8 protein-coding genes are annotated in these 12,890 nt (G+C 47.3%); 4 read left to right on the top strand and 4 right to left on the bottom strand.

The genetic code is table 11. The annotated features are described in order from the left end of the window. Positions 1-37: 37 nt before the first annotated feature. Positions 38-1,135, top strand: a complete 1,098-nt coding sequence (dprA, locus tag LQ567_RS12575; RefSeq protein ID WP_231004863.1) for a DNA-processing protein DprA — start codon at positions 38-40, stop codon at positions 1,133-1,135. Positions 1,136-1,148: 13 nt separating this feature from the next. Here dprA and LQ567_RS12570 read toward each other — a convergent pair whose 3' ends face one another. The 3 genes from LQ567_RS12570 to zwf all read right to left on the bottom strand — a co-directional run bounded on the left by LQ567_RS12570 (position 1,149) and on the right by zwf (position 7,729). After that, entirely contained in the window at positions 1,149-3,425 is a 2,277-nt protein-coding gene (locus LQ567_RS12570; protein WP_231004862.1) for a S41 family peptidase, read from the bottom strand. A gap of 105 nt (positions 3,426-3,530) precedes the next feature. After that, positions 3,531-6,020 (bottom strand): DUF5686 and carboxypeptidase regulatory-like domain-containing protein, encoded by a 2,490-nt coding sequence (locus LQ567_RS12565; RefSeq protein WP_231004861.1) that lies wholly within the window; start codon positions 6,018-6,020, stop codon positions 3,531-3,533. A gap of 182 nt (positions 6,021-6,202) precedes the next feature. Continuing rightward, positions 6,203-7,729 carry a glucose-6-phosphate dehydrogenase gene (gene zwf / locus LQ567_RS12560; RefSeq protein ID WP_231004860.1) on the bottom strand — a complete coding sequence of 509 codons (1,527 nt, stop codon included), beginning with the start codon at positions 7,727-7,729 and terminating at the stop codon, positions 6,203-6,205. Positions 7,730-8,014: 285 nt separating this feature from the next. Here zwf and guaB point away from each other — a divergent pair, with 285 nt between their 5' ends. Next, the gene (guaB, locus tag LQ567_RS12555; RefSeq protein ID WP_231004859.1) at positions 8,015-9,511 is read left to right on the top strand and encodes an IMP dehydrogenase; all 1,497 of its coding nucleotides are present in this window, start codon (positions 8,015-8,017) and stop codon (positions 9,509-9,511) included. A gap of 135 nt (positions 9,512-9,646) precedes the next feature. Then, the gene (locus LQ567_RS12550) at positions 9,647-10,201 is read left to right on the top strand and encodes a hypothetical protein (protein ID WP_231004858.1); all 555 of its coding nucleotides are present in this window, start codon (positions 9,647-9,649) and stop codon (positions 10,199-10,201) included. A gap of 193 nt (positions 10,202-10,394) precedes the next feature. On the opposite strand, the gene LQ567_RS12545 is transcribed toward LQ567_RS12550, so the two are convergent. Further along, on the bottom strand, positions 10,395-11,117 hold the full coding sequence (locus LQ567_RS12545; RefSeq protein ID WP_231004857.1) for a head GIN domain-containing protein: 723 nt from the start codon (positions 11,115-11,117) through the stop codon (positions 10,395-10,397). A 167-nt stretch (positions 11,118-11,284) separates the two neighbouring features. On the opposite strand from LQ567_RS12545, the gene guaA reads away from it, so the two are divergent. After that, on the top strand, positions 11,285-12,820 hold the full coding sequence (guaA, locus tag LQ567_RS12540; protein ID WP_231004856.1) for a glutamine-hydrolyzing GMP synthase: 1,536 nt from the start codon (positions 11,285-11,287) through the stop codon (positions 12,818-12,820). The last annotated feature ends 70 nt before the right edge of the window (positions 12,821-12,890 follow it).

Genomic DNA, 12,890 nt, shown 5'->3' with positions numbered 1-12,890 from the left:
GTAAAAATCTTTGTATCTTTAATACAAAGATAACCTCATGGAACACCCGTTGATGTACCGTATTGCCCTGACCCTTGTTCCGAACATCGGGCCCGTTATTGCACGGTTGCTGTTACAGCATTTATCACCGGAAGAAATTTTTACAGCACGAAGGCCTGTACTGGAAGGTATTGAAGGCCTGGGCCGGTTGCGGGCCGACAGCATTCTGAAATTTAACGGTTTTTCACAGGCGGAACGGGAACTGGTGTTCATTGAAAAGCACGGGGTACGGCCACTTTTTCTTACCGATGATGCATACCCGCAGCGGCTGCTGAATTGCTACGATGCCCCCGTACTCCTGTACTACAAGGGAACTGCGGATCTGAACCAATCAAAGATCATTGCAGTTGTGGGATCCCGGTTGCATACCGAATACGGACGGCTGGTTTGTGAAAAGCTGATCGATGACCTGCAGCACAGCGGAGTATTGGTCGTTAGCGGGTTGGCCTATGGAATTGATTCGCTGGTGCATAAGCACTCCTTAAAAGCGAAGCTGCAAACGGTAGGGGTGCTGGCACATGGACTGGATAAAATATATCCGGCGGATCATTTTGCCATGGCGCGGGAAATGACCGGGCAGGGCGGGTTGCTGACAGAGTTTGTAACCGGAACACAGCCGGATCGTCATCATTTTCCCAGCCGGAACCGGATCGTAGCGGGTATGAGCGATGCTACCATCGTAGTGGAAACGGAAATCAAAGGTGGAAGCATGATTACTGCGGAACTGGCGAACGGTTATTACAAGGATGTATTTGCTTTTCCGGGGAGAACACTGGATAAAAAAAGCAGTGGCTGCAATCACCTTATTAAAACCAACCGGGCGCAGCTGCTTACAGATGGGAAACAACTGCTGGAAACCATGGGATGGGCAACGGCGAAAAAAGCCGTTAAGAAACAAACAAGAGAATTGTTTATCGAGTTATCTGCCGAAGAACAGGCTATCGTAACACTCCTGCAGGAGCGGCAGCAGGCCGATATTGATGAACTGCACCTGCGCTCCGGGTTGAGCAGCAGCCGGGTGGCCGTGGCGGTGCTGAACCTTGAAATGCAGCATGTAATCCAGGCACTACCAGGAAAAATGTACCAGCTGCTGTAAGAAGACAGCAGTTTTACTTTGATATAAGTTCCAGTGCTTTTTCAAAGAACTCATCCCGTCCCTCAACCACTCCCTTGAGGGTGCGCTCCAAGGGAATATCCGGCACAATACCTTTTATATGATGTTTACTGCCATCATGATTCTTGGCCACCATTCCCGTCCAAATAATAGTATATCCTCCCGGCAAATCGGCGGTATTAACGTCGCCATTGGCACCGGCGGAGGGCTGGCCAATGATGGTGGCGAGTTTGAAATCTTTGATAAAACCCAGGTAACTTTCTGCCAGGCTAATAGCGCGGCTATCCGCTATAAAAACAACTTTTCCGGCAACCTGGGGTTTCTTGGGTTTCCTATTCCATCCAGAGCCTTTGAATTCGATATTTTCCTGGTCCGGATAAGCAGTCTGCGGAGTGAACAGCCATTTTGTATCTTCCTCCTCTTTTAGAAGATGGTTGATAAAGTCGTTGTTACTTTCCGGATGACCGCGGAAGTCGCAAATGATGCCCCGGGCTTTGGCAAGCTCCGGCATCCATTTATCGATCGAATCCTGCAACACGGTACTCATATCAAGATAAAATAGATCGTTTTCAATTCTACCACTTGGTTTTTTCAACCGGTTCAGACTATTGTAATATTGCGCATTGCTAAAACTACGTTCCCATTTTTTACGATGAAGGGCTCCGTCCTGTCTGTAGCTTATTTCCACTGTGGTGTATCGGGAACCATCTAATAGTGTGCTAACGGCAGCGTATGATTTCCACTGAGGGGACCCGGAAATAGAACTCATCTTATCTTTGTAAACATCCATCACATCTTTCCCGTTTATTGCCGTAATGACTGCCCCTCGTTTTATTCCGCTGACGCTGGACTCTAACACCTGTTCTACGACCACTTTTCCCTCCACCCAGGCTAATTGTAAGGGTACGCTGTATGCATGAGTGGTGTCTCCCCACAAACCAACCCGGACGTGACCATCATTTAAAGGCTCCATAAGCTTTAACAAGGTGTGTCTAAATTCGAGTGGAGTTGTATCTGCAAACGACCTTTTGATGGCCTCACTCAGGAGTTCATCAGCGCTTTGGGACGTGTCTTCCCAGTAAGGAAAAAAATGCTTAAACAGATTCCATGCAATAGCAATGGTACCCAACCGTACACTCAGGTTTCCCGCCATTTTGTGCTGCTGATAAAATGCTGTTATTTCCTTTCTAAGCGCATCGAGCTTTGCACTATCTGCAACAGGAAAGGTATGGCTATCGGTACCATAGAGTGCTATGGGAAAGATGACCGCTATATTTTTTGCAATGGATTTTTGAAGCGTGGTGCCGGGGGCTGGAATATGTTTATAGCTTATGGTGTGTATGTTTACCACAGGACGGTTACGCTCCATTTCCATATTTTCACTCGCTATGGAAAGCACCTTATTGCTTTCAACGGTAGCCATTGTATATTTATATCTTTTTACCGGGGCTATATTCCAATCCGCCGGAAGCGCATTACTCCATGTTTCAAAATCTCCATTATTGATGGTTACCGGTTTCCATTGCTTTAGAACGTCATCATAGGCAAATACCTTCATATCATCGAACCACACAGAACCAGTTCCTTTCAGCATTCCGCCAAGTATAATTTGCCGGGCGTTTTTTTCAACTGTTCCGGATACTTTGTAAACAGTCCATTCATTTTTTTGGGCAGGCTCACTATCGATATTATATGAAAGCCCGGCTTCTCCGGCTTTATATATTTTGATCCGGAAATAACCACTACCATCGGTGACATCCGCTTTCATTTCTCCCTCCATTCGGATCTGCTTACCCTTTAAGCCGGAGGCGTCGATAACCTGTGTAAACAGCGCAGAACCTTCCGATGATCCGGTAGAAGCTCCTGTGGGACGGTTTATTCTTTTGCTGGAATAGGGCCGGCGATCGTTGATCCCAACGCCAGAATGAAACCAGAATATGTTTTGATGATCCTGTGGCTTTTCGGGCGTGATACTTGCAACGTTGAAATGAGGATCGGGCCCCAGCTGGATGGATGGGGCGATGGGCATGAATAAATTGCTGAGGGTCCTAACCAGTTCCTCGTCTGAAGAAGCTTTTAGAACCTGGTGGGCGCCATAAACTGCAAATTGATCCCAGTTGATCGACGCCGCTTCATCGGAAGGGTGAAAATAACGGATGTAACCAAAGAGTTTGGTAAATGCTTCTATGTTCTGAATTTGACGTGCAGACGGCTGTGTATGGCCGGCAACTGTTAACTGTAACAGGGAGCAGAACAACAGGAGGAATCGCATCGTAGTTATTTTGGGTAAGCACATTTCATATGTTCCCCATAAATTTAAAACGGAATAGACGGTTTCTGTGTTAACCCTTTTATAATATTTTGCGGATCAGGGCGGCTATTGCTCAAACCGGAATGCACTTCCCAAAAGACCGCCCAATCCTACGCGCACGCCATAGGTTGTTTTTAACAGGGGCTGATAGCCGGCGATCACATCTACCCTGAATAGTTTGAAGATGTTTTCAATTCCTGCAAAAGCCTCCGCATAATATTGGTTTTTGTTTACATAAAAGGCATTGCTTCCGGCTACAAGGTTCCACTTAAGCTTATTGAACAAAGGGATCTTATTGGTGAGCAAGCCGTTAAAGTGGTGCTCAATATTCCCTTCCGCATAAAAACGTGCCACGTTGCTGTATGCATAATAGGGCGCCAGCTGGAAGCTGTTGAGGTATTTGATATTGTAAAAGGTCTGATTGCCGTTAAAATGTTTCATATCCGGAATGGAATAGGCATCGGCACTCAGGAAACCGCCGGCCCCGATGCGGTATTTGAACAGGCCAGCCAGCCGGAAATTTTTATCATGCGTCATCTCCAGCGACCATTTATGATAGTTGACATCGCTGCCCAGCAATTGTGGAATACCGGCGGTATAGTTAAGCGCAAACACGGGCTTATCGGATCCGATGGATGCTTTATAGCTGGGATATTGAATATACTTTTGCCCGGGCTGGTACCGGATCGTAAGGCTTGCCATTAATGCCTGATGCGGATTAAAGGCAATCTGCCGCAGAGCCCCGGGGTGATTGGGTGTAAAATCTTTATCCCGGTAGAAAAATGAAAAGCCGGACGTATTTTGCAACGGCATACGGTCTTCATACAACAGTTCCGCATACATACCCAATCCGTTTTCAAACCGGTTATTGTAACGGACGCTTCCAAACCGGTTTTCATACAACTTCATAAAATTGCTTCTGAAAAATAACGTATAAAAGGTATTGGTCAGTGCGTTGATCGGTTCATCCGGGTTGAACTGCGATACCCGCTTTCCACCGGAAACACTTAAATACCGGTTGCGGTAGGGAAGCTCTTTGGGTTTCACCATGAATGTTCCGTAACTATTGAAATGATGATTTTCAAAACCATAACGCAGGTTCCAGCGCAGATCATATACGTATTTACCTTTTACGGGAGCATAATGAAACGTCTGGTCTGCTTTTAATGCAACGCCCTCCACTGTGTTGTACTCCAGCCCCTTTAAAAGACCCCGGAGATTATAGGTAAGCGTATGGTTTTTCGAGTACCAGCGGTACTGCTGATTGCTCCAAAGGAGGTTCCATACGGTAATTTTCTGATGTCGCCTTAAGGAATCATAGTAGGTCTTTGGGCGGTTGCTGTTCAGGATACTGAGGCTGTCGCGGAACGCATAGTATCTTTTTTCATCATGCTCCAATGTTACCGGCCGCTGCTGTTTCCAGAAGTTGGAGTCTCTTTTATAGTAGCCCGTATCATATTTCATTACCACATTGTTGAAATAATTTGCGGCGTATGGCGGATGCAGGTTGTAATTGCTGTATACATTTACGAAACTGCCCACACCGCTGAAGCCAAACTGGTTAAAGGAAAAGGAAAGGATCTGGTTCCGGGTTTTCCATACTCCGGGTGCAATGCGGCTATGCAGTTGTTTGATGTGAAGGGTATCGATCAGCTCCAGCTGGTATTCCTTTGTAAGCATGAGATCGAGGCTGTAAATATGCCAGGTGCTGTCTGCAATTTCAATGGTGCCGGAGAACAGCGGTTCATTTTTCCTTTTCGGAATCACACGGATGGTTTTTACCGTAATGCCATCGCGGGTATACGTGTTTAAAAGTTTATACCGGTAAAAATTGAATGCAGCGTCTGCAATGGGCGAAATATAACCGCGTGAGCCGTTGCCCAGGTCAAATACGGCTACATTGTTGGTGTAAAAAGAAGTTACCTTCGAAAAATTAAGCCCCATATTGCTGCCCCGTTCATAGCTGGAAAGTACGGTGATCTTCGATTGGCGGGGTTTTACCTCATCCAGTTTGATGGTAGATTCCGATAACAGCAATACACCTTTACCCATGGTGTCCAACCCGTCGTTGGCATCCCGTTCTACTTTTTGGCCCAGTACTTTTTTTGGAATATTCCGGGTGCGGATGATCCCCTTCAGGTAAATGTTCACGGATAAAGAATCGGTCTGATGTTCGTAATCGGATTTCTTTTTAATCGCCTGCCGGATGATACGGTAGGCGGGATCTTCGCCTTTACTTTTAACCACCACTTCACCCATCAGGTGGTCGTTGGTGTAAAGCTTCGCATCGAATACTTGTTCTTTATCGGTAATGGTGAGTTGCTTTTCTACCGGAATGTATCCCACATATTCAAATACAAGTGTGTAGGTGCCGGGCGCAAGGGTTAAGGCGTAAAACCCTTTGCTGTTGGCCGTGGTGCCGCTGGTAGTGCCCTTTACGGTAATGGTGGCATAGGGAAGCGGTGATCCATGTTCATCAGCAACCAGACCCTTTACCTGGGCAGCAGCCGTATGCAGGAAAAAGAATGCGATAGCAGTCAGTAGAAATGCTTTCATTGTTATGATTCGTATGAATGGGTTTAAATGTTACATCATCTGGTATAAATGCAAACCTCCGACGAATGGCTGCAAAGGAAACGTTAAATGCCGGCAGGGGCCGGGATAGAGGATCCCGTAAGGCATAAAAAAACAGGCCCTGAAGATGATCCGGCGCCTGTTTTTATGTTATTCAAAAATATTTATCCTTCTTTTCTTTTGGGCGGCAGGGTAATCCAGTTCCTGCCCTCGCGTGCAATCAGTGCTTCTGCGTCTTCGGGCCCCCAGGTGCCGGGCGCATAGTTGGGAAAGTCAACCGGCGGGCGGTTTTCCCAGGTTTCCTGGATGGGCGCTATCACCTCCCAGGCTACTTCCACCTGGTCGCCGCGCATAAACTGGGTGGGGTTCCCCATCATCGCATCCAGCAGCAGGGTTTCATAAGCCTCCGGCTGGGGGGCATCATAGCTGTCTGCATAGCTAAACACCATGTTCACCGGGTTCAGCGACATGGTTTGACCAGGGCGCTTGGCCTGGAACCGCAGCCGGATATCCATTTCGGGCTGAATACTGATGGTAAGCCGGTTAGAGCGCCAGGTTTCAGAAGCTTCCGGCGGGAAGGCATATTTAGGCGCTTCTTTGAACTGTACCGTGATCAGCGTGGTTTTCTCTTTCAGGAATTTTCCGGTGCGTACATAAAACGGAACATCCTGCCACCGCCAGTTATCGATATAAAATTTTACTGCTGCAAAGGTTTCCACTGAAGAATCGGGTGCCACACCTTTTTCTTCACGATAAGCCTTTTCCTGTTGTCCCTGCACCCAACCCTGGGAGTATTGTCCGCGTACCGCGTACTGCTGTACTTCTTCTTTTTTGATCTTCCGGATGGCATTCAACACATCCGATTTTTTATTACGGATCTCATCGGCTTCAAAAGAAACCGGTGCTTCCATCGCCACCATACAGAGCAACTGCAGGATGTGGTTCTGCACCATGTCGCGCAGGGCGCCCGAACGTTCATAATAGCCGCCACGATCTTCCACGCCCACGGTTTCTGCGGCCGTGATTTGTACATGGTCGATATAGTTCCGGTTCCAGATGGGTTCAAACAACGCATTGGCAAAGCGCAGGGCCAGGATATTTTGTACGGTTTCTTTTCCAAGATAATGATCAATGCGATAGATCTGGCTTTCATCAAACATCTCGGTCAGCAGCCGGTTCAATTCCTCAGCACTCTTCAGGTCATGACCAAAGGGCTTTTCAATAACAATGCGCGCCCGGTTCTTATCCTTTGCTTTTTCCAGTTTGTTTAAGTTGGTCGTGATCTCCGGTACCAGTTGTGGTGCTACCGCCAGGTAAAAGAGCACATGCACTTCCACGCCCCATTCCGCTTCATAATCGCTGATGATCTTTCCCATGGCCACATAGTCTTCCGGCTTGTCTACATCCATGCGCAGGTAAGATATCTGCTGCGAAAATTTTTCCCAGCTTCCGTTGCCGTCACTTTTTCTGCGTGAAAATTCATTGATGCCTTCCAGCAGGTGATCTCTGAATTTTTCGTTGGAATAATCTGTACGCCCGGTACCGATGATGGAAAACTGTTCCGGCATCAGGCCATCCAGCCAGAGATTATACAGGGCAGGGGTCAGTTTACGCTGGTTCAGATCTCCGCTCCCGCCAAATATAAAAAGGACCGTAGGCCCGGGTTTTTTTGAAAGATTGCTTTTAAACATGATTCAGTTCCGCATTAAAATTTGTTTGCAAAAGTAGGACTAAAAAGAAAAACAGGGGTATTGTTTGTGTGCGCCCTTGATTTTCATGTACGTGTACTTACGCAAACGATTGCATGTATAAGCTGCTTTAAAATAAGGACGATGACCCGGAAAACGCGGTTCAAAAAATAATTGCTGCCCTGAAACCCTTGCCGGATGCGGGTTTTAAAGTCATGGAATTGCAAGATCCGTATGATCAAATTGTAAAACTACGGATCGTATTTCCATTTTCCCTTACCTTTGCACATGGCAACAAGAAAATCTTCTGCAGCTACTGCAAATAATCCCAAGATCGCCTTTGAAGGCTTAACATTTGATGATGTATTACTGGTTCCGGCATTCAGCCAGGTGCTGCCACGCGAGGTAGACATTCGTACCAGGCTTACAAAAGATATTACGTTAAACATTCCCATCTTATCCGCAGCCATGGATACGGTTACGGAAGCAGCGCTGGCTACGGCTATCGCCCGTGAAGGAGGATTGGGCATCCTGCACAAGAATATGAGCATTGAAAAACAGGCAGAACAGGTGCGCAAGGTAAAGCGGAGTGAAAGCGGTTTGATCCTGGATCCCATCACGTTACTGGAAGATGCCACGATTGGGGATGCACTGAAGCTGATGGCAGAAAATAAAATTGGCGGCATTCCCGTAATCGATAAAAACAAAAAACTGAAAGGGATCCTCACCAACCGAGACCTTCGGTTTGAAGATAACCCGAGCCGGAAAGTAAGTGAGGTGATGACCAGCACAAACCTGATCACCGCACCCGAGGGTACCGATCTGAAAAAGGCAAAAACGATCCTGCGCCAGCATAAGGTAGAGAAATTACCGGTAGTAGACCGGCAGGGTAAACTGATCGGGCTGATCACGTACCGTGATATTCTGCAGGTGACTTCCTTTCCCAATGCCATTAAAGACGGGTTTGGGCGATTACTGGTGGGCGCAGGCGTTGGCATCACCGGTGATGTGGCCGAGCGCATTGATGCATTGCAGCAGGTAGGTGTGGATGTGGTGGTACTGGATAGCGCACACGGACATACAAAGGGCGTACTGACCGCATTAAAAACGGTGAAGAAGAATTTTAAGAAACTCAATATCATTGCCGGTAATGTAGGAACGGCCGCGGGCGCCCTGGCGATGGCAGAAGCAGGTGCCGATGCGGTAAAAGTGGGAATCGGACCCGGGTCCATTTGTACCACGCGTATTGTTGCCGGAGCAGGCATGCCGCAGCTGACGGCGATTATGGAGGCTGCCTCCGGCCTGAAACGGAAAGGCGTACCGATCATTGCCGATGGTGGTATCCGGTATACCGGTGACCTGGTAAAGGCACTGGCCGCGGGTGCCGATTGCGTTATGATGGGCAGTATTTTTGCCGGCACGGAAGAAAGTCCGGGTGAGACCATCATTTTTGAAGGCCGTAAGTTTAAAGCATACCGCGGCATGGGCTCGCTGGGAGCGATGGCCAAAGGCAGCAGCGACCGCTATTTCCAGGATCCGGAAGATGATGTAAAGAAATTTGTACCGGAAGGTATTGAAGGCCGGGTGGCTTATAAAGGAACATTGAAAGAAGTGATCTATCAGTATACCGGCGGACTTCGTGCAGGGATGGGTTATTGCGGTGCAAAGAGCATTAAGGATTTGCAGAATGCCCAGTTTGTAAAGATCACCAATGCCGGTATGAACGAAAGCCATCCGCATGATGTGGATGTTACCAAAGAGGCCCCGAACTACAGCCGGAAATAATTATTGTTCATAGTGAATGGGTCATGATGCATGGTAAATGGATCATGACCCATTTTTATAAGTTCCCGGTTCCGGATTTTAAAGAAAAAAACAAAATCCAAAAAACAAAAATCAACACCAAACACCATACATACTATGAAATCCATAATACTGCTATTAATGCTGCTTACCGGTTCTGCGGCTACCCACGCACAGGTAAGCGTGATTACGCGCGCGGCAGAAGCATACAGCCATTTTAAATTCCGGGGCGCCCGGTTACTGAATGTGAATGAGGCCGGAATTGAGGGCCGGGAGGAAAACGTTTTCATTTTTTCAAAAGCGACCAAAGGCGCTCAACCGGATACCATGTATCTGCAGCGCTATTCCAGGGAAAAAAGCGGGTGGACTGTAAAAGCGGATACCATGCTGGTACATGCCGGCGTTATCATGAACTGGGATGCCCGTAAAGGCTTTTTTGACGGGGACGCGGATGGCAGTGTAGATGCGTATTTTATTTACAGCCTGACCGACGCAGATCTGAAGCAGCAATCGGTGCACCTGCTGTTTTCAAAAGGTACGGCATTTTATACGGTTAGCGCGTTTGCCGCGGATGGATACAGTAAGAGCCGGTATTCTAAAAATTTTGACAGTCTTCCACCGGCGGTTAAAAAAAAGCTTATGGAGGCCTGGGAGCGACTGGATAAAGAATAATTTTTAAATTCTAAGCACTAAAATCTAAAATCCAAATCCAAATCCGTAATGCAGTGTTGACGTTACATACGGATGGCTGAACGCTGAATGCTGAATGCTGAAAGCTAAAAGCTAAAAGCTGAGTTACCCGGTAATATGGGGAACTGATATCTCAAATCTGGATTCTCGATTCTCGAATCTGAAATCTCAAACCTCAATCCGCCTTATTTACACTCCCCGCTCCGTTTGCAGAAGAACTTACCTTGGGATTGCCTTTGTACTTAATGCTGGAGGCGCCGCTTGCATCTGCCGTTAGCTGAACGCTGGCAAACACATTGGCGGTACTGGCCCCGCTGGCTTCAATATTGGTGGTTTCGGCTTTCAAATCAAAAGCATGAATAGTGCTGGCGCCGCTGGATTCTCCTTTGATATCGCGGGTTTCCCCGGTAATCGTCAGGGTAGAAGCTCCGCTTACATCCACCTGCACCGTGGGCGCTTTAACCTGGAGGGTTGCATTGGAAGCCCCGCTGATATCCAGGGCAAACGGATCGTTCTGAATGATCTTATTATCGCCTTTTAGGGTAGAGGCCCCGGATAACGCAGCCTTTTTCACTACCGGCATGGAAATATAAATCTTAATATCATTGCTGGGTTTCAGGTTTACATCATCTTTTTCATCAATATCCAGTTCTCCTTCCTGAACACCCGCAGTAATATATTGAAAAAGGTTTTCATCTGTTTCGATCTTTACGCTGAACACAGAATCCTGTTTGAGGAATACCAGGGAGGCATTGCCAATATCGATGCTGTTAAAATCCTTCAGCTCGTAGGTCTTGCTCACAATTTTCCCATTGCCTTTAATACGTTGCTGATCAATGATATTACAGGATCCTGCCAGTAATATGGCGCCCAATGCCAAAAAAAATAACTGTTTCATCCGCTGCTTTTTTAAGTTTATAATCGTTTGTTTTTCTCCGGAACCGGAAACCGGTACTGCCCCTTTTTATAAAAATAAAATTTTAAACACAGAATCCATGTAATTTAACCAAAGGTTCTCCGGATTCTCTACCTATGTGATTTGCAATTTTATTACCTTCGCGCATCATGACCGAAAAAATCTTAATACTTGATTTTGGCTCCCAGTATACCCAGCTCATCGCGCGTAGCGTAAGGGAAGCCAATGTTTATTGCGAAATCATTCCTTACTCCAAATCATTTGAATTCGACGGCAATTTAAAAGGAATTATCCTTTCAGGGTCGCCCTTTTCGGTAAATGATGAAAATGCGCCGGTTATCAGCATAAAAAGCCTCCTGGGCCAGGTGCCGGTTTTGGGCATTTGCTACGGCGCACAGCTTTCTACCAAACTCTTTGGCGGGCGGGTGGAAAAAAGCAGTAAACGGGAATACGGAAGGGCGCAGATGCAGATCGGCCAGGCCGGAGACCCATTGATGAAAGCGGTGGAACCCAGAAGCCAGGTGTGGATGAGCCATGGCGATAGTATCCTGGAACTTCCTGCAGATTTTAAGGTATTGGCTACCACGGAAAGCATACCGGTAGCAGCGTTTAAATACTCAGGCGCACAACACCCGCTTTACGGATTGCAGTTTCACCCGGAAGTGTATCACAGCATTGAAGGGAAAAAAATATTAAAGAATTTTCTTACGGATATCTGCGGTTGCAGCCAGGACTGGACGCCCGCGCATTTTGTTACTGATACGGTAAATGAACTTCGTGAAAAGATCGGCGACCGTAAAGTGATTATGGCGTTGAGCGGTGGGGTAGACAGTACCGTGGCGGCTACACTAATCCACAAAGCGATCGGAAGCCGGCTGTATGGCATTTTTGTAGACAATGGCGTATTGCGGAAAAACGAATTTGAGCAGGTGCTGGAAACCTACAAACAGCTTGGCCTGAATATTAAAGGCGTGGACGCAAAGGATACGTTCTATAAAGAATTAAAGGGAAATCCCGATCCGGAAACCAAACGGAAGATCATCGGCCGTCTTTTTATTGACGTGTTCCAGGACGAAGCCAACCAATTAACCGGTATCGATTTCCTGGGGCAGGGAACCATTTACCCGGATGTGATCGAAAGCGTTTCGGTACACGGCCCGTCAGTAACCATCAAATCGCACCACAATGTGGGCGGTCTTCCGGAAAAAATGCACCTGTCCCTGGTAGAGCCCCTGCGCTTTCTTTTTAAAGATGAGGTACGCAAAGTGGGCCGGGAGCTGGGCATACCCGCCGAACTGATCGACCGGCACCCGTTCCCGGGCCCGGGACTGGCGATTCGTATACTGGGCGAAGTAACCGAAGAAAAAGTCAAATTACTACAGGAGGCCGATGCTATTTACATCAATGCCCTAAAAGAAACAGGGCTGTATGCAACGGTTTGGCAGGCCGGAACAATCTTGTTACCGGTGAAGAGTGTGGGCGTAATGGGAGACGAGCGTACGTATGAGTATACCGTGGCCCTCCGTGCAGTAACCAGTGTGGATGGAATGACCGCAGACTGGGCACATCTTCCTTATGATTTCCTGGCAAATGTTTCCAATGAGATCTGTAACAATGTAAGAGGAATTAACCGCGTGGTTTATGATATCAGCAGCAAACCGCCGGCTACCATAGAATGGGAATAATATTTGCTGGGAATATACCGGTTTCCCCGATCGATCTTTCTGGAACGGAACCGGGGAACAGGTGATCAAA

It is taken from the genome of Niabella pedocola (assembly GCF_021044425.1).
Classification (GTDB): domain Bacteria; phylum Bacteroidota; class Bacteroidia; order Chitinophagales; family Chitinophagaceae; genus Niabella; species Niabella pedocola.
Note: the sequence above shows the minus strand (reverse complement) of the source record. Positions and strands in the feature narration are given on the sequence as shown.

What these genes read in the sequence shown, in the direction of transcription:
- dprA (WP_231004863.1), top strand. Translation starts at nt 38, where the DNA reads ATGGAACACCCGTTGATGTACCGTATTGCCCTGACCCTTGTTCCGAAC.
- LQ567_RS12565 (WP_231004861.1), bottom strand. Translation starts at nt 6,020, where the DNA reads ATGAAAGCATTTCTACTGACTGCTATCGCATTCTTTTTCCTGCATACG.
- LQ567_RS12550 (WP_231004858.1), top strand. Translation starts at nt 9,647, where the DNA reads ATGAAATCCATAATACTGCTATTAATGCTGCTTACCGGTTCTGCGGCT.
- LQ567_RS12570 (WP_231004862.1), bottom strand. Translation starts at nt 3,425, where the DNA reads ATGCGATTCCTCCTGTTGTTCTGCTCCCTGTTACAGTTAACAGTTGCC.
- zwf (WP_231004860.1), bottom strand. Translation starts at nt 7,729, where the DNA reads ATGTTTAAAAGCAATCTTTCAAAAAAACCCGGGCCTACGGTCCTTTTT.
- guaA (WP_231004856.1), top strand. Translation starts at nt 11,285, where the DNA reads ATGACCGAAAAAATCTTAATACTTGATTTTGGCTCCCAGTATACCCAG.
- LQ567_RS12545 (WP_231004857.1), bottom strand. Translation starts at nt 11,117, where the DNA reads ATGAAACAGTTATTTTTTTTGGCATTGGGCGCCATATTACTGGCAGGA.
- guaB (WP_231004859.1), top strand. Translation starts at nt 8,015, where the DNA reads ATGGCAACAAGAAAATCTTCTGCAGCTACTGCAAATAATCCCAAGATC.